Origin of the sequence: Arcobacter sp. F2176, from assembly GCF_004116465.1 — a bacterium.
Taxonomy (GTDB): Bacteria; Campylobacterota; Campylobacteria; order Campylobacterales; family Arcobacteraceae; genus Arcobacter; species Arcobacter siniprincipis.
Window position 1 is genome coordinate 138,350 of sequence record NZ_PDJV01000008.1, and the last position, 18,137, is coordinate 156,486.

The 18,137-nt window shown below is 26.9% G+C and carries 20 protein-coding genes; 12 read left to right on the forward strand and 8 right to left on the reverse strand.

Going from position 1 to position 18,137, the window contains the following annotated elements; translation table 11 throughout:
- Positions 1 to 131: 131 nt before the first annotated feature.
- Together recA and CRU95_RS09280 are read right to left on the reverse strand one after the other, a co-directional pair.
- Positions 132 to 1,172 (reverse strand): recombinase RecA, encoded by a 1,041-nt coding sequence (recA, locus tag CRU95_RS09275; RefSeq protein ID WP_129100858.1) that lies wholly within the window; start codon positions 1,170 to 1,172, stop codon positions 132 to 134.
- 84 nt (positions 1,173 to 1,256) lie between these two features.
- Entirely contained in the window at positions 1,257 to 1,469 is a 213-nt protein-coding gene (locus CRU95_RS09280) for a hypothetical protein (RefSeq protein WP_129100859.1), read from the reverse strand.
- 104 nt (positions 1,470 to 1,573) lie between these two features.
- Here CRU95_RS09280 and pseB point away from each other — a divergent pair, with 104 nt between their 5' ends.
- From pseB to CRU95_RS09340, 12 genes are read left to right on the forward strand one after another with little or no spacing between them, the layout of a single operon-like run.
- Positions 1,574 to 2,566: a UDP-N-acetylglucosamine 4,6-dehydratase (inverting) gene (pseB, locus tag CRU95_RS09285; protein ID WP_129100860.1), complete on the forward strand. Its 993-nt coding sequence runs from the start codon at positions 1,574 to 1,576 to the stop codon at positions 2,564 to 2,566.
- A 6-nt stretch (positions 2,567 to 2,572) separates the two neighbouring features.
- Positions 2,573 to 3,703: a UDP-4-amino-4,6-dideoxy-N-acetyl-beta-L-altrosamine transaminase gene (gene pseC / locus CRU95_RS09290; protein WP_129100861.1), complete on the forward strand. Its 1,131-nt coding sequence runs from the start codon at positions 2,573 to 2,575 to the stop codon at positions 3,701 to 3,703.
- A complete protein-coding gene (pseF, locus tag CRU95_RS09295) occupies positions 3,696 to 4,397 on the forward strand; it encodes a pseudaminic acid cytidylyltransferase (protein WP_129100862.1) in 702 nt (233 codons plus the stop codon). Before pseC ends, pseF begins: the two co-directional genes overlap by 8 nt.
- Positions 4,394 to 5,290 carry a UDP-2,4-diacetamido-2,4,6-trideoxy-beta-L-altropyranose hydrolase gene (gene pseG / locus CRU95_RS09300; protein ID WP_129100863.1) on the forward strand — a complete coding sequence of 299 codons (897 nt, stop codon included), beginning with the start codon at positions 4,394 to 4,396 and terminating at the stop codon, positions 5,288 to 5,290. Before pseF ends, pseG begins: the two co-directional genes overlap by 4 nt.
- Entirely contained in the window at positions 5,287 to 5,844 is a 558-nt protein-coding gene (locus CRU95_RS09305; RefSeq protein WP_129100864.1) for a hypothetical protein, read from the forward strand. The genes pseG and CRU95_RS09305 overlap by 4 nt, the downstream gene beginning before the upstream one ends.
- Positions 5,841 to 6,863 carry a pseudaminic acid synthase gene (gene pseI, locus CRU95_RS09310; RefSeq protein ID WP_129100865.1) on the forward strand — a complete coding sequence of 341 codons (1,023 nt, stop codon included), beginning with the start codon at positions 5,841 to 5,843 and terminating at the stop codon, positions 6,861 to 6,863. Before CRU95_RS09305 ends, pseI begins: the two co-directional genes overlap by 4 nt.
- Positions 6,864 to 6,871: 8 nt before the next feature.
- The gene (locus CRU95_RS09315) at positions 6,872 to 7,159 is read left to right on the forward strand and encodes a hypothetical protein (protein WP_129100866.1); all 288 of its coding nucleotides are present in this window, start codon (positions 6,872 to 6,874) and stop codon (positions 7,157 to 7,159) included.
- Entirely contained in the window at positions 7,159 to 7,860 is a 702-nt protein-coding gene (locus tag CRU95_RS09320) for an SDR family NAD(P)-dependent oxidoreductase (protein ID WP_129100867.1), read from the forward strand. Before CRU95_RS09315 ends, CRU95_RS09320 begins: the two co-directional genes overlap by 1 nt.
- Positions 7,860 to 9,200 (forward strand): fatty acid--CoA ligase family protein, encoded by a 1,341-nt coding sequence (locus CRU95_RS09325; RefSeq protein WP_129100868.1) that lies wholly within the window; start codon positions 7,860 to 7,862, stop codon positions 9,198 to 9,200. Before CRU95_RS09320 ends, CRU95_RS09325 begins: the two co-directional genes overlap by 1 nt.
- Before the next feature lie 3 nt (positions 9,201 to 9,203).
- A complete protein-coding gene (locus CRU95_RS09330; RefSeq protein ID WP_129100869.1) occupies positions 9,204 to 10,568 on the forward strand; it encodes a bifunctional cytidylyltransferase/SDR family oxidoreductase in 1,365 nt (454 codons plus the stop codon).
- On the forward strand, positions 10,568 to 11,929 hold the full coding sequence (locus tag CRU95_RS09335) for a CDP-glycerol glycerophosphotransferase family protein (protein WP_129100870.1): 1,362 nt from the start codon (positions 10,568 to 10,570) through the stop codon (positions 11,927 to 11,929). The genes CRU95_RS09330 and CRU95_RS09335 overlap by 1 nt, the downstream gene beginning before the upstream one ends.
- Positions 11,930 to 11,985: 56 nt before the next feature.
- Positions 11,986 to 12,984, forward strand: coding sequence for a GDP-mannose 4,6-dehydratase (locus CRU95_RS09340; protein WP_129100871.1), 999 nt, complete (start codon positions 11,986 to 11,988; stop codon positions 12,982 to 12,984).
- Between the two features lie 59 nt (positions 12,985 to 13,043).
- Here the strand turns inward: CRU95_RS09340 and CRU95_RS09345 are convergent, their stop codons facing one another.
- From CRU95_RS09345 to CRU95_RS16985, 6 genes are all read right to left on the reverse strand, one after another.
- The gene (locus CRU95_RS09345; RefSeq protein ID WP_129100872.1) at positions 13,044 to 14,447 is read right to left on the reverse strand and encodes a glycosyltransferase; all 1,404 of its coding nucleotides are present in this window, start codon (positions 14,445 to 14,447) and stop codon (positions 13,044 to 13,046) included.
- Positions 14,444 to 16,351 (reverse strand): glycosyltransferase family 2 protein, encoded by a 1,908-nt coding sequence (locus CRU95_RS09350; protein WP_129100873.1) that lies wholly within the window; start codon positions 16,349 to 16,351, stop codon positions 14,444 to 14,446. The genes CRU95_RS09345 and CRU95_RS09350 overlap by 4 nt, the downstream gene beginning before the upstream one ends.
- Complete coding sequence (locus CRU95_RS09355; protein WP_129100874.1) at positions 16,344 to 17,426, reverse strand: glycosyltransferase; 1,083 nt, start codon at positions 17,424 to 17,426, stop codon at positions 16,344 to 16,346. Before CRU95_RS09355 ends, CRU95_RS09350 begins: the two co-directional genes overlap by 8 nt.
- Positions 17,427 to 17,441: 15 nt before the next feature.
- Complete coding sequence (locus CRU95_RS09360; protein WP_129100875.1) at positions 17,442 to 17,690, reverse strand: hypothetical protein; 249 nt, start codon at positions 17,688 to 17,690, stop codon at positions 17,442 to 17,444.
- Entirely contained in the window at positions 17,687 to 17,869 is a 183-nt protein-coding gene (locus CRU95_RS09365; RefSeq protein ID WP_129100876.1) for a hypothetical protein, read from the reverse strand. The genes CRU95_RS09360 and CRU95_RS09365 overlap by 4 nt, the downstream gene beginning before the upstream one ends.
- A gap of 91 nt (positions 17,870 to 17,960) precedes the next feature.
- Positions 17,961 to 18,137 (reverse strand): glycosyltransferase (locus CRU95_RS16985; RefSeq protein ID WP_129100877.1); only part of this gene is annotated, 177 nt, incomplete at its 5' end.

Below are 18,137 nucleotides of genomic sequence, written 5' to 3' on the forward strand. Positions count from 1 at the left end.
TTAAATTTATATCATTTTATCTAAAATTTTATTTTAAAGTTCTTTTGTGATTGGGGGGATTTCTGATTATTTGGGGTAGTTTTGTATATTGTAGTTGTAAAGGGATTTAATCTAAGAGAATTTCTCTTAGATTAATCTTCACCTTCTTCTGAACTTTCATCACCATCAAATGGCACAGCATCATTTACACCCATAGCTTCAAGAATTTTATCTTCAATCTCTTTTGCTATTTCTGGATTTTCTCTTAAGAATACTTTTGAATTCTCTTTTCCTTGTCCTATTTTACTATCATTGTAGCTAAACCAAGCTCCAGCTTTATCGACAATATCAAGTTTAACACCATAATCAACAAGTTCTCCCATTTTTGAGATACCTTCTCCAAACATGATATCAAATTCTGCTTGTTTGAAAGGAGGGGCAACTTTATTTTTTACAACTTTTACTTTTACTCTATTTCCAATAGAGTTTTCAGCTTGTTTAAGAGTAGCGATTCTTCTAATATCAAGTCTAATAGAAGAGTAAAATTTAAGTGCATTTCCACCAGTTGTAGTTTCTGGACTTCCGTATCCTGTCATACCAATTTTCATTCTGATTTGGTTAATGAATATTACAGTACAGTTCATTTTGTGTAAAATACCAGTAATTTTTCTAAGAGCCTTACTCATAAGTCTAGCTTGAACACCAACTTGTTGGTCATCCATATCACCATCAATCTCTACTTTTGGAGTTAAAGCTGCAACTGAGTCAATTACTATTAAATCTACAGCTCCACTTCTAATAACAGTTTCAAGTATTTCTAAGGCTTGTTCTCCAAAATCTGGTTGTGAAACAAGTAAGTTATCTGTATCAACACCTAAGTTTTTAGCATAAATAACATCAAGTGCATGTTCTGCATCAATAAAAGCACAAACTCCACCTTGTCTTTGACACTCTGCTATTGCATGAAGTGTAAGTGTAGTTTTACCTGAAGATTCAGGTCCATATATTTCTATTACTCTTCCCTTTGGTAATCCTCCAACCCCTAATGCTAAGTCAAGTCCCAATGAACCTGTACTTATAGACTCAACTGGAACTGTTTCTTTATCCCCTAATCTTACTAGTGAACCTTTTCCAAAAGCTTTGTCAATTTGTTTAATTGCTAAGTCTAGTGATTTTTTTTGATTATCATCCATAATTTTTCCTGCGTGTTTTTATTTTTGTGTATTCTAGCAGAAACTTTTTTAATTAAGAAAAATTATTACAAATTGTAATGAAATTTATTCTTCATCTTTTTTATTTAACTCTTCATCTATTTTTTGAATATTTTCAATTGTCTTAATGTGAGAAGTAACTCTTTTTTTCATAGTGAATTTTTTTATGTGTTTTGCTAGTATTTTAGTATATTTTTTATAATTCCTTGAACCCTTTTCAAAGCTGGCAAGTTTTTTTTGAATTTTGATAATATCTTCAGGAATGAAATTTTCTGACATAAAATACCTAAGTTTGAATTTATTAAATTATTACATATTTGCTCTTAAAATAAAAGTTAAATAATATATTGGGTAAAATTGAACATTATAAATAAAGGCTTTTAATGTTTAATGATAAAAATATTTTAATTACTGGTGGAACTGGAAGTTTTGGTAAAAAGTTTACTAAGATGATACTTGAAAAGTATAAACCAAATAAAATAATAATTTATTCAAGAGATGAACTTAAGCAATATGAAATGTCCCAAGATTATAACAATAAGAGCATGAGGTATTTTATTGGCGATGTAAGGGATGCAAGTAGATTAAAAAAAGCTATGAATGATGTGGACTATGTGATTCATGCAGCAGCTTTAAAACATGTACCAATAGCAGAATACAATCCAATGGAATGTATAAAAACAAATATTGATGGAGCACAAAATGTTATTGATGCAGCCATTGATAATAGGGTGAAAAAAGTAATTGCCTTATCCACTGACAAAGCAGCAAATCCAGTAAATCTTTATGGAGCAACAAAACTAGTATCAGATAAGCTTTTTGTAGCAGCTAATAACTTAGTTGGAAAAAGAGATATCTCTTTTGCAGTAGTAAGATACGGAAATGTTTTAGGAAGTAGGGGTTCAGTTGTTCCTTATTTTGAAAAACTAATTAAAAATGGAGCTGAATCTTTACCAATCACAGATGAAAAAATGACAAGATTTATGATAACACTTGAACAAGGTGTTAATTTTGTACTTAAAAATTTTGAGAGAATGAAAGGTGGAGAGATTTTTGTACCAAAAATTCCATCTATGAAAATAGTTGATTTAGCAAGTGCAATGGCACCAAACTTACCCCATGAAATAGTTGGAATAAGACCAGGAGAAAAACTCCATGAAATAATGTGTCCATCTGATGATTCCCATCTAACAATAGAATTTGAAGATCATTTTGTAATTGGACCTACTATTAAGTTTCACTCTGTAAGGGATTATTTTGAGAATAATTTAGGAGAAAAAGGTATTCAAGTTGAACAAGGCTTTGAATATAATTCGACCAAAAATAGTGAGTGGTTGGGTGAAAAAGAGTTTTTAAATTTAATAAAAAAGATTTAATAATAAATGAACTTTATTCCCTATAGTAAACAAAATATATCAAATGAAGATATTGAGGCAGTTGTTGAAACTTTAAAAAGTGATTATTTAACTACTGGTCCAAAGATAAAAGAGTTTGAAGAGACTCTTTGTAAATATACTGGCGCTAAATATTGTGTGGCAGTATCAAATGGGACAGCGGCTTTACACTTAGCTTCACTTGCACTTTTAAATGAAAATGATAAAGTTCTTACAACGGTGAATTCTTTTTTAGCCACATCTAATTCTATTCTTTATGTAAATGCAAAACCAATTTTTGTGGATATAAAAGAAGATGGAAATATTGATTTAGACCTTTGTGAAAAGGCCTTAAAAAAAGACTCTTCTATCAAAGCAATTTATGTGGTTCATTTTTCAGGGCTTAGTGTAAATCAAAAAAGATTAAAAGAATTAAAAGATAAATATAATATAAAGATATTAGAAGATTGTGCACACTCTATTGGAGCAGTAAATGACAGTGTAAAAGCTGGTTCTTGCAAAAATAGTAATATCTCAACTTTCTCTTTTCATCCTGTAAAAGGTTTTACTACTGGTGAAGGTGGGGCTATTACTACAAATTCTAAAGAGATTTATGAGAAGCTGTTGGTTTTGAGAAATCATGGTATGAAAGCAAATAGTGAAATTGCACCTTGGCATTATGATATGACTGAGTTGGGATTTAATTATAGGCTTACAGATATGGCTTGTGCTTTGGGTATCTCACAATTAAAAAGACTTGATGATTTTTTAGATAAAAGACGAGTAATAGCAAAAAGATATTGTGAACTTTTTGAAAAATATGATTTTGTAAAACCTATATATGATTTTACTAACGAATCTGCTTATCATCTTTTTGTAGTGTATATTGACTTTGATAGATTTGATACTGGTAAAAAAGAGTTTGTTCTTAAAATGAGAGAAAAAAATATTGGTTTACAGTTTCACTATATTCCAATAAATAAACAACCATTCTATAAAAACTTAGGTTACGGAGAAGAAAATACTCCTATTATGGATAAGTATTATAAAGAGGCTATTTCTTTACCTCTTTATCCAACTTTGTCTATTGAAGAACAAGATTATGTAATCTCTTCAATGTTAGAGGTGCTAGGTGTCTAAGTGCGTTTGTATAATACCTGCTCGTGGTGGAAGTAAGAGAATTCCTAAAAAGAATATAAAAGATTTTTTTGGAAAACCTCTTATTTCATATACTATTGAAACTGCTTTAAAATCAAAACTATTTGACAAAGTTGTAGTCTCAACAGATGATGAAACTATTGCTCAATTTGCCAAAGAGTATGGAGCTGATGTTCCTTTTTTAAGACCAGTTGAACTAAGTGATGACTTTACAGGAACAGGTGCTGTTATATCACATGCTTTATCTTTTTTGAAAGAGCAGGGTGAAAAGTATGATTATGTTTGCAGTATCTATGCAACAGCACCATTACTTCAAGTAAAGTATATACAAAAGGGCTTAGAGAGACTTCAAAATAGTGATGCTGTTAATTCTTTTAGTGCAACTTCTATGCCTTTTCCTATTCAGAGAACTTTTAAAATCAAAAATGATAGATGTGAGATGTTTTGGCCTGAAAACTTTTCTAAACGAAGTCAAGATTTGGAAGAAGCTTATCAAGATGCTGGACAATTTTATTGGAAAAATCTGCATAAACAATCTAGTGATGTGATGTTTGGAAAAGATACTATTCCTATTATTCTCCCTCGGTATTTAGTTCAAGATATTGATACTTTGGAAGATTGGGAGAGAGCAGAAGTTTTATATGAAGTTCTAAAAAGACAAAAGAAAATATCATGAAAAATATTTTAGTTAGAGCTGACTCTTCATCTAAAATTGGTATTGGGCATATTATGAGGGATTTGGCTTTAGTAGAGCGCTATTTTAACTCAAATATAACTTTTGCTTGTCAAGAGTTAGAGGGAAATATAAATAGTAAAATCTTAGATGCAGGCTATGATTTAAAAATATTAAATTCAAATGATGTAGAAGAGTTAAATGATTTAATAAAAAGCTTGAATATAGATTTTCTAATCATTGACCACTATGGAATAGATTATGGCTATGAAGAGCAAATCAAAAATCAAAATCCTAGTTTGAAAGTTTTAGTTTTTGATGATACTTATGAAAAACACTATTGTGATATTTTGTTAAATCACAACATTTATGCCCAAGAAAAGAAGTATAAAGATTTAGTACCATCTTTTTGTGAGTTAAGATGTGGTGAAAAATATACTTTAATACGAGAAGAGTTTAAGTATTATGAGCATTTGAGACGAAATAAATCAAAAAAGAAAAAAGTATTAATAGCTTTTGGTGGAAGTGATTTTGATAATATTTCATTAAAAGTCTTGAAAAGTCTAAAAAAGAAAAAAGATATAAAAATTTATCTTCTAACAACCTATGCAAATAAAAATATAAAGAGTCTAAAAGAGTTTATAAAAGATTATGAGAATATAAAACTAATAATAAATAGTAAAAATGTAGCTAAACTAATCCATAAAATAGACCTAGCAATAGTAAGTCCAAGTACAATACTACATGAAATAATATATTTAAATAAAGAGTTTATAGCCATACAAACAGCTTCAAATCAAAAGTTTATGATGAAGTATCTAAAAAAGAACAGACATGCTTGTATGAAAAGATTTTCAAAAAAAGAGTTTTTAAAAAAGTTTGAGGCAAAGATATGAATAAAATAGTATTAAAAGATTATCTTTTTTTATCAAATGAAGAGCATAAAGACCTTTTGAAGATAAGGAATAAAGATTATATTAGAGATGTATCTTTAGATACAGGTGTTATAGAACTTATAAATCATATAAGTTTTGTAAAGGGTTTAAAAAATAGTGATAAAAAGTTTTTTGCCATAATCTTTGAAGATAAAATTATAGGTGGAGTAAATATTTTTAATATAAAAGAAGATATTAAATGGGGAATTTTCTTTTTGGAAGAGGCAAATATTATGATTAAATCTTTTGTTCCAATCTATTTTTTAGAGTATATTTTTAAAACTTTTCAAAAAGAAGAGATATTTTTAGATGTTAAGAAAGAGAATATCAATACAATATCTTATGACAAAAACTTAGGCTTTAAAATTTTCAAAGAAGATGATAAAATAATATCTATGAAGATGAGCAATCTAGAGTTTGAAAATGCTAAAGAGAAACCATTTTTAAAAAGAGTGATGAAACAGTTTAAAAAGTTTGATTTTGAAATAATTTCTTATGATGGAGTTGAAGTTTGAAAATAGGGAAGTTTGATTTTACTAGAGATAAAACATACATAGTAGCTGAACTTAGTGCAAATCATAATGGCTCTTTACAAACTGCTCTTGATACAATAAAAGCAGCAAAAGAAGCTGGAGCAGATGCTATTAAAATCCAAACCTATAGAGCTGATACCATAACTTTGGATTGTAAAAAAGATGATTTTATGATAGATGGTGGAACCTTATGGGATGGAAAGAGTCTTTATGAACTTTATGAAGAGGCTTTTACTCCTTGGGAGTGGCATGAAAAGCTTTTTTCTTATGCGAGAAGCCTTGATATTGATATTTTTTCAACTCCTTTTGATAAGAGTTCAGTTGATTTTTTAGAGCAGTTTAATCTAAGTGCTTACAAAATAGCCTCTTTTGAAATCACTGACTATGAACTTGTAGAGTATGTAGCTTCTAAAATGAAACCAATTATAATAAGTACTGGAATAGCCACATATGAAGAGATAGAAGATGTAGTTAATATCTGTAAAAGAGTTGGAAATAAAGAGATAATACTTTTAAAATGTACAAGTGCCTACCCAGCACCAATGGAATTGGCAAATCTAAAAATGATACCTGACATGGCTGAAACCTTTGGAGTAATAAGTGGATTTTCAGATCATACTATTGGAAGTACTGCGCCTATAGTTGCTGTAACTTTGGGATCTAGAGTAATAGAAAAACATTTTATCTTGGATAAATCTATTGGAGGACCGGATAGTGAGTTTTCAATGGATAAGCTTGAATTTACTAAAATGGTAAAAGATATAAGAGATACTGAAAAACTTCTAGGAAGAGTTGATTATAGACTTGATGAGAAAAGAGAAGTTCAAAGAAGATTTTGTAGAAGTTTATATGTATGTAAAGATATAAAAAAAGGTGAAGTTTTTTCACAAGAAAATATAAAAAGTGTAAGACCAGGATATGGTAAACATCCTAAATATAAAAAAGATATAATAGGAACAAAGGCTACAAAAGATTATACTTTGGGCGATAGAGTAGAGTAGGAGAAAAGATGGTAGAGAAAATAGAAAATATAATATGTGAAACTTTAGTTGAATTAAATGAAGAGTTAGAGAATGAAAACTTTGAAAATCCTACAAGTAAAACAAAACTTTATGGAACAAATGGCATGGATTCACTTGCTTTAGTATCTTTTATAACTGACTTAGAAGAGCGAATTAGTGAGGAGTTTGAAAAAGAAATTGTTTTAGCAGATGAAAAGGCTATGAGTGCTAAGACTTCTCCCTTTCGAAGTGTTGAGAGTCTAACAATTTATATTAAATTACTTTTGGAAGAATAATGAGCCAAATTATAGTTATAACTGGAACATCAAAAGGAATAGGGCAAGCTTTAGCAAACTACTATTTAGAAAATGGTGAGATAGTAATAGGTTGTTCAAGGGCTGAGAGTTCTATAAACCATGAAAACTATAGACACTTTTCTTTAGAAGTAAATGATGAAAAAGCAGTTATAAAGATGGTACGAACTGTAAAAAAAGAGTTTGGTAAAATCGATATCTTATTAAATAATGCTGGAATGGCATCTATGAATCATATCCTTACAACTTCTGTATCAAGTGTAGAAAAGATATTTGCTACAAACTTCTTAGGAACATTTATCTTCACAAGAGAAGTTGCAAAAGTTATGATGAAACAAAAGTATGGAAGAGTAGTAAACTATACAACAGTTGCAAGCGCTCTTAGACTTGAAGGAGAAGCTATCTACGCTGCAAGTAAAGCAGCTATAGAGAATTTCACCCAAACATCTGCAAAAGAGTTAACACCTTTTAATATAACAGTAAATGCCATAGGCCCAACGCCTGTTCAAACAGACCTAATAAAAGCAGTACCAAAAGATAAAATAGATGAACTTTTGGCAAAACAAACCATAAAAAGATTTGGACAATTTGATGATATAAAAAATGTGATTGATTTTTTTATAAGTAAAAAAAGTGATTTTATAACGGGACAAATAATATATCTTGGTGGGGTTTCTAACTAATGAATTATTTATTTGATAAATTTTCTACATTTAAAGAGTTATCTACAATAGTAGTTGAAGATAAAAGCTACTCTTATGAAAATTTATTAAATAAAATTTATGAATATCAAACGATTTTAAAAGATAAAATTCCAAGTTCATCTGTTGTAGCTATTTTAGGTGATTATTCTTTTGAAAATATAGCTTTGTTTTTTGCTTTATATGATAATAAAAATATAATAGTACCCATAACTACAACTTTAGAAAAACTTCAAACTGAGTATATGCAAGAATCATTTTGTGAATATAGAATAAAAATTGATAATGAAATAAAAATAGATAAATTGGCTGTAAATAGTTCCCATGAGATGATAAACACTCTAAAAGATAATAAACACTCTGGATTAGTACTTTTTTCAAGTGGAAGTACAGGTAAACCAAAGGCGATGATACATAATCTAGACAACTTAATAAGCACATACAAAGACAAAAGAGCAAAAGCTATGAATATGCTGGTTTTTCTTATGTTTGACCATATAGGTGGATTAAATACACTTTTCAATGCTCTTTCAATGGGTGCTTGTCTAATTATTCCTAAAAATAGAGATGCTAAGACAATTTGTAAGCTTATTCAAAATTATAAAATCATGGTATTACCTTCTAGTCCTACTTTTTTAAACCTTATTCTAATCTCAGGAGAGTATTTAAACTATAACTTGCGAACTCTTCGAATGATAACTTATGGAACAGAAGCTATGCCAGAATCTCTTTTGATAAAACTAAAAGAGATATTTCCAAGGGTAAAATTTCTACAAACCTTTGGCACAAGTGAGACAGGAATAAGTACAACAAGTTCTAAATCATCTGATTCTTTGTATATGAAGATAGAAGATGAAAATCAAGAGTATAAAATAGTAGAAGGAGAGCTTTGGCTTAGAAGTAAAACTCAAGTTTTAGGATACCTAAATGCTAACATGGACTCTTTTACAAGTGATGGTTGGTTTAAAACTGGTGATTTGGTTGAAGAGATAGAAGATGGATATTTAAAAATCATAGGTCGAGGCAAAGAGGTAATTAATGTAGGTGGAGAAAAAATTCTACCTGCTGAGGTTGAATCTGTTGTTTTATCTATGGATGAGATAGAAGATTGTATGGTTTATAGCGAACAAAATGCAATTACAGGACAAACAGTTGTTTGTGATGTAGTTTGTTCAAAAGAACTTGATAAGAAAGAGTTAAAGAAACTTGTTAGAACTTTTTGTAAAGGTAAGTTAGATAAATATAAAATACCTACAAAAGTAAATCTGGTAGAGAGAACTAATTTTTCTGATAGATTTAAAAAGATAAGAAGAAAGAGTTAATATATGAATGTAGCCGTTATTTTATCAGCTGGAACTGGTTCTCGTTTTGGAGCAGATATTCCAAAACAATTTATAAATTTGGCTGGAAAAAATATTATTGAATATACTATTACACAATTTCAATATAATCAAAATATTGATGAGATATGTATTGTTGCAAATAAGGAATATCATGGCAAATTATTTGTAATTTGTAAAGAAAATGACTTTTCAAAGGTTAGGCATATAATTAATGGTGGAAAAGAGAGATATGATTCTAGTTATGAGGCTATAAGATTGTATCAGCAAAAAAATGATGTAAATTTAATCTTTCATGATGCAGTAAGACCTTTTATATCAAATGAAATTATAACAAATACTATAAAAGCACTTGAAAAATATAGTGCTATTGATGTGGCTATACCAACTGCAGATACAATAATAAAAGTTGATAAAAAGAATAATGTAATTGATAGTATTCCAGTAAGAGAATTTTTAAGAAGAGGGCAAACACCACAAGCTTTTAAATTATCAATTATAAAAAAAGCTCATGAATTAGCAAGACAGAGTAAAGAGCCTTTACTTTTTACTGATGATTGTGGATTAGTTAAAAGTTTTTTGCCTGAGATAGATATTTTTGTAGTTGAAGGTGAAGAAAGAAATATAAAAATTACATACCCAGAAGACTTACTTTTTGCAGAAAAATTAATACAACTTGAAACTATTACAAATAGTTCAAAGAATCTAGATTTTACAAAATTAAAAGATAAGGTTGTTGTGATTTTTGGTGGAAATAGTGGAATAGGATTAGAGTTATCAAATATTTGCAAAGAGTTTTGTAATGTTTATTCTTTAAGTAGAAAAAATGGTATAGATATACAAAACCTACAAGATGTAAAGGCTGCATTAGAAAGAGTATATCTAGAGAATAAAAGAATTGATTATGTAATAAATTGTGTTGGGTATTTAGAAAAAAAAGAGTTGTCAAAGATGAATAATAATGATATAACAACTCAAATAAATATTAATTTTACAGGTGCTGTAAATATTGCAAATGCAAGTTTTAATTACTTGAAAGAGTCAAAAGGTATGTTGTTACAATTTACTTCAAGCTCTTACACTCGTGGTAGAGAACTATATAGTTTGTATAGTGCGACAAAAGCTGCCATTGTTAATTTTACACAAGCTATTGCACAAGAGTGGAAAAATGATGGAATAAAAGTAAATGCCATAAATCCAGCGAGAACAAAAACAAAAATGAGAGTTGATAATTTTGGAATAGAACCAGAAGAAACACTTCTAAGTGTAAATGATGTTGCATTAAGTACAATTAATACAATGATAGAAGAGTACTCAGGTTTAGTAATAGATATAAAAAAAGGTATTTAGTGAAAGAATTCTTGAATAAAAAAGTTTTACTATCTCCTTGTTCTCCTTTAACACTTGCTTTAAAACAATATTTAGTTGAACAAAATATTGAAGTTATAGGATTTATTGATAAAAATAAATCAGATGAGAATATATATAAAATAGATCAGATTGGAAGTATAGAATTTGATAGTATATTAATTCTTAGTCCTAATCATTTTTTTGCCATTTATAATGAATATTTGGAATATTATAAAAAAGATATAATTTATGAAGTTGAATTAAGAGAGAATAAATATAACTTCTCTAATAAAATTACTTCTAAAGAGTATCAATTCAAATACTTACCCAAAAAGTTTGATATAAAAAGAGAGAAATTTGTTTTTATAAGTAAAGGGTTTATTTCTTCTAATAATAAATTCTTTTATTTGTATTGTTTTAGAAATGGAATAGATACTGTAATATTGACTGATAATGTGGAACAATTAGAAGAGTTACAATTAAAAAAATTGCCTTGTGAGTTATTGGAAACAAATGAGGCTGATTATAATATTGCTATAGCGAAATTTATAATTTTTGACCAAGGTAATTATACATATTTACCACCTTTGCATAAAGAACAAAAAACTATTCAGCTATGGCATGGTGTTGGTTTAAAAAAAATGTCAAAAATGGATAATATTACTTATGATTATTTTGTATCAACTTCAAATTGGACAAATGAGACAAATTTTAAAAATATTTTCAGTGCAAAGACTTTCCTAGATACAGGTTATCCTAGAAATGATATTTTAGATAAAGAATATAAAGAAGATGATTTAGATTTATTATTTTGTGATAAAGAGATATATAGATTTGTAAAATCTGATAAAAAGATAGTCTTATATATGCCAACACATAGAGAGAAACAAACTAAGGTACATTTAGACTTTAATACTTTAAATGAGTCATTAAAAGAAATAAATTATTATATGATTGTTAAATTACACCCTTTTGTATTGGAATATTATAAAAATTATGAAGATAATGAATATTCTAATATTCTTTTTCATAATGCTAATGGTGATATTTATCCATTACTAAAACATACTGATATATTGATTAGTGATTATTCATCAATAGTTTATGACTTTTTGTTAGTTGATAAGCCAATTGTATTTTTTAATTATGACATTGATGATTATAATATAAATATGACATTTTTATTCGATTATAATGAGTATTCTCCAGGTATTAAAGTAAAAAATCAAGATGAGCTAATTTTATCATTACTTTCTGTTGAAGATAATTATATAAATCAAAGAAAAAAGATATGTAATAAATTTTTTGCTTTTAAAGGAAATAGTTCCTTAAGATTAATCGAAGAATTAGACTATAAATGAAAAGTAAAGTTTCAAGATATGCTAAAATTAATAGATAATACTAAAGGTAATTAAATATGGTAAAACAAAACAAAACTTCCTCACAAAATGTAGCATTAATAACTGGAATAACAGGACAAGATGGTTCATATCTTGCAGAATTTTTATTAAGTAAGGGCTATGAAATTCATGGAATAGTAAGAAGAGAATCAATTGAAGATGAAGAAAAACTTAATAATATAAAAAATATAAAAGAATCTATATTCTTACATGAGGGTAGTTTAAGTGATCATTTGACAATTTATAAGATATTTTCAAAAATTTTGCCTGATGAGTGTTATCATCTTTCTGCATCAAGTTTTGTAAATTATTCATTCAATGATGAATTTGAAACTATGAGTAATAATTTTAACTCTACACATTATTTATTATCAACAATAAGAGAAGTAAAAAAAGACTGTAAGTTCTATTTTGCAGGTAGTAGTGAAATGTTTGGTGAACCAAATTGTTCACCTCAAGATGAAGAAACGCCTTTTAATCCAAAAAGTATATATGGTATATCGAAAGTATCTAGCCATTATTTACTAAAAAACTATAGAGAAAAAGAGAATATCTTTGCTTGTACTGGAATAATGTATAATCATGAAAGTCCAAGAAGAGGGAATCATTTTGTTACTAAAAAAATTATTTCATCTGCTGTAAAAATAAAATTAGGAATTCAAGATAAGTTATATTTGGGAAATCTTGATGCAAGGAGAGATTGGGGATATGCTCCTGATTATGTTAAAGCAATGTGGATGATGTTGCAAGCTCCTAAAGCTGATGATTATATCGTTGCAAGCGGTAAACTTAATACTGTGAGAGATTTTCTAGAAGAAACATTTTCATATTTAGAACTTAACTATAAAGATTATGTTTTAGTGGATCCAAAATTTTTTAGAGCTAGTGAGCATAATCCTTTGTGTGGAAATACAGATAAAATAAATAAAACTATTGGCTGGACTAATGAAGTAAGTTTAAAAGAAATAATTAAAAATATGATAGATATTGAGATGAAGAAATATAATAACAGCTAGTTATAAAATAGAAACTAATCTTAATAATAAATTCAGAAGATATAAAATTGTGAGTTACTTTACCTAAAATCTAAAGATATAATCCTATCTTTTTTTATTTTATATTTTTCTGTTAAGAATTGATAAATCTTTTCATATCTTCCAAATAAACTAATTATAATTTTTTCGTCACTTATTAATAGTTTTTCAATAGGGTATATGCTTATATTATTAATAGTTGTTGAATATTTTTGTTCATCCAAGTCAACTATAAATAGAATATTCTTTTTGTCAATTAATTTTGTAATAAGTTCACATCCCGTTCCTGCTCCATAAATAATATATTTATTATCATTATTTATATTTTTTTTGAAAAAACTAATCAGAAGACTTAGATACTTTGAAAAATCCATACTACTTTGATTGATAGTATTAATATTTAGGTAATTATTAATTTTAATATCTTCAATAATAAAATGATTTTTCACTTTACTTAATTCTAAAGAATCTAGGTATTCATTATATGAAATATTTTTTTCATCTGTTAAATCTATAAACTCAATTATCTTATTCTCAGACTTTATCCATTTATCTTTAATTAAAGAGGCTGTATATTTTGCATTATGTGAAATTTCTTTCCAATTATTTAAATCTACTCTTTTAGGATTTGTAAAATCATATAAAAAGCCATTTTGTTTATCTTTTATGTATTCATTCATTGTTGGGAAGTTTGGTGCAACAATACATTTTCCAAGGCTCATTGCTTCTAAAAAGGCTAGTCCAATACCTTCAAAGAGTCGGGGAGCAATAAAAATATCAAATTCGTTAACTTTATTAAAAAAATCTTCTTTTGAATCAAACCAATGTGAAAATGAAATATTGTAATTTATAATATCATTTTCACTAGGTTTTTCAAACCAATCATCTTTTTCTTCTATGGGAGATATTCTATGCATATGAATAGATTCTATCTGAGTAAAATCGATAAGTTTTTTAATCAAAATCCAGTTTATCTCTTTTGATCTTTGCCAAAAGAATATTTTAGGTTTATTATTTTCTTTATTAAGTATTTTAGGTTTTATTGAATCTAAACTTGGCATGTATTGTACATATAAATTCTTTTTAAAATCTAGAAAATCTAATTTTTCAAACAAAGTTTTAGAAAAATTTATGAATTTATAGTTGTGATATTTACTCCATTTAGAGTAATCTATTTTTAAGTCATTATCAAACATTGGTATTAATATTATATTTTTATTATTAAATAATTCTAATTCTTGAATATCAGGAAATATTTGAAATAAAATAATTGCATGTAAATTTGTAATATCATTGATCCTAAAATTTGTTATATCTGCCTTGTACTCACGAGTATGAGTCCAAAAAAAAGTAATATCATAATATTTCGTTAGCATGTCACAAAAGAATTTTGTAGATAAAGTTTTTTTGTGGAATTCATGCCCTATTATTGCTATATTTTTCATAATTTCTTTCTTATAATTAATCCAATAGATGTAATGACATATTTATCTAGTAATAGTTTTATATGATTATCTTCTAAGTATGGAGGTAAGTCTATGTATTTATCTATAGGCATATCACCTCCTTCATAATTTATCTTTTCAACTTCATGTCCCATCTCTTGTAATTTTTGTACAATTCGTTCAATATCTTTTTTTCTAAATAGAACAGTTGCCCCTGTTTCAATGGTATCTGTATTTGAAGAAAAGTTATATTCTGTTGTATGAACGGCAATTCCTCCAGGCTTTAGACATTTTAATGAATCATATATAAAGTTTTCACCCTTTGTTATTGAACCTAGATGTTCTAATGCACACGCAGACCAAATGAAATCAAAGTTAATTAAATCATCAGGTATATTGTTCATATCAAGACTTTTGAAAGAACATAGGTTTTTAAATTTTTCTTTATCGCAAATATTCCTAATATTAATTTGATCTAATTCTTTTGCATGCTCGTTTGTATCTGTCCAACCTTGCTTTTGTGCTTCTTCATAGTTTAAATCTGTAGCTAAAACTTCAACATTAAAACTACAGAATGTGGAGGCTAAAGGTTCTTCTCCTACAGCAAAGCCTAATCCTTTATAGCCTTTTTGTAATAGATGTCTTTTTGATAAAGCTTCACTTATAAATGCAAACTCCCAATATTTTCTATGCAGTCGAGAAGGATTTTGTTTAAAATAAGAAATCCACTTTTTATAAACTTCTGATTCTAATTGTTTTTGTGTACATATCCCCACTTCAAAATCTTCACCTTTTTTTATTTTAGAAATAGTATTTCTAGCAATACTATTTAAGTCAAGAACAACACTATCTAATGATGTTATTTTATTTAATTCTACACCAAGCTCATTGACTAAATAAGTTGAAATTTGTTGTTCTTGACCAATCTGACTTATTATTATAGTATCAAACTCATATTCTTTTAACTTTTTAGGAGCACATAATGGTAATTTTGTATTTATTGTTTGATGATTTTTATCAGCAATGATTATTAATTGATTCCCTAAATAAGGTGCTATTAAATTAGTAATTGTTCCACATCCATAAATAGCAATTTTATTGTATTTATTTTTTATCTCTTTTAGTAATACTTCTAGATTACGAATGTTTTTTCCAAACTTATTTCTTAATATATTTATATTAAGATTACATTTTTCTGCATGGTTTTCAATAAAATCACTAAAGAAAAAGTTTGTAGGTAAGAGGTCTATATCTATATATTTAGAGGCTATTGCGATACCTTCGAGCCTATTCTTATAAATATTTGTTGTGGATTCTCCACCTTCTAAATAATAAGCAAAAGGTAAATTAATATATTTACAAATAAAATTATTTGTAACACAATACATCATAAAATCATAATCTGAACATGATTTATATCTTAAATCATATAATCTATTTATATGTAGAGATATTTTTATAAGCATTCCTTGATGCCAAAAAGGAGGTTGTATTGAAGCATTTTCGATACCACTTGCCATTAAATATTGTTTATTTTGCATAGCTTCATCTACAAGAACTATATCTCCATATAAAATATCAATTTTTTGATTAAGTTCTTTTACTAGAGTTGATATTGTATTTTTTGAGTAAAAAATATCTCCTGCATTTAAAAAGAAAATCCAATCCCCTGTTGCATTGATTATACCTTTGTTCATTGCATCATAAATGCCATTATCTTTTTCTGATATAAGATTTAATTTGACATTTTTATTTTTTATTTTTTTTATAGTGTCATCAGTACTTGCCCCATCTATAATAATATATTCAATATTTTTATAGTCTTGTTCTTGGACGCTGTTTATAGTTCTTTCTATATATCTTTGTGCATTAAAAGTGACAGTAACTATTGTAATTTTAGGCATTTTTATCCTCTGTAACTTGTATTAAAAAATTATGAAACTTTTCTTTTACATTTATGTAATTAAACTCTTTAAGATGTATTTGTTGTTTTTTGATTAATGAATTTCTATTTGAAGTATTATTTTTTACTTTTAATATTTCTTTACTTATAAAAGAAGTATTTTTCTTTTTTAGAAGTCCATTTTTCCCTAAAGTTGAGGGGATTGCTCCACTATCATATGCAAGAACTGGGATTTTATAATTCATTGCCTCAATAATCGGCATACCAAATCCTTCATGTTCACTTAGGGAAAGATATAAGTCACTTATCTGATAATAGGTGTGTAAATCATTATCATCAACTGGACCTGTTATAATTACATCTTTTTCCAATCCTAAGTTTTTTGTATATTCAAATAAAAATTTAAAATATTCTGGGTAGTGATCTCTTCCTACTATAAATAGTTTTATATTTTTTTCTCCATTTAGTTTAAGGTGATATAAAACATCTATTAGATTATGTTGGCATTTATTTTGAATAACCCGCCCTACAAATAGTATATTAAAAGAATCATCATATTTCTTTAGTAAGTTTTGGTTTATTTTCTTATTATCATTCTTTCTAGAATCAACTAATAAAGGAATTATAGAAACATTTTTATAGTTATTCTTTAGAAGTTCTGCCGTACTATATTCAGACATTGAAATAGCTGCAATAAAAGAATTTACAGATTCTGATAATTGTTTTCTTGCAAAATTAGATATTTCTTTATATGAAATACCTTCAAAAAAATGTGAAGGTGTTATATTTTGATATAACATAATTTTTTTATCTTTAAATTTCATTATTAATTCATGATTAGGATCTTTTGTGGAAAATTGATAGATTAAAAAATTATTTGGGTTTTCTCTATACTCATTAATGTAAAAAAATTCATTTTTTATAGGTAAACTATTAGTTGATTTTTTATGTATATAAATTTTGGAATCAAATCCTAATTCTATTAATAAAGATTGAATAAAAATTAAACTATTTGAAATCCCATCCCCATATGCTATCGCGGGTGAATATTGATTGATACTTATTTTATTTTTCATATAAATTGATGATTCCTAAAATTTGAGTTTTTTTACTTTTTTTAATAATTCTGAATCTTTTTCAATTAAAATTTTAGCATCAAATAAAAATTGATCAACTCTATGATTGATTGCTTGATTATGATGAAAAATAGATTTTGAGATTTCTTGAGAAATAAATTTTTCATCATATGAAGAAATCTTCTTTTCAAGAAGTCTAATTGTCCTTTTTTGATCTTTAATTGTTTGTTTTAATTTAAATATTTTTTCTTCTTTGTCTTTCATAAATTACCTTCAAGTTTATTTTTTATATTTTCTATTATTTCTTTATTCTTATCATCTAAAATTTGATTAATGATATTTTTTAAGTTATTTTCATAATTAGTAAGTATTTTGTTTAGATTTTTTATTTGTTTTTTTTGTAAATTTATTTTTTTATTAAGTTTATGAATTTCTTTATCCAAAGAGTTTCCTTTTACTAATTTATAAATACATATTAACTAGATTTGATTTAACTTTTTATAAAATATGATATGTTATTTTACTATAGTTAGATTAGAATTCTTTTACATTTATGTAATTAAACTCTTTAAGAAGTATTTTTCTTTTTAGAAGTCCATTTTTCCCTAAAGTTGAGGGGATTGCTCCACTATCATATGCAAGAACTGGGATTTTATAATTCATTGCCTCAATAATCGGCATACCAAATCCTTCATGTTCACTTAGGGAAAG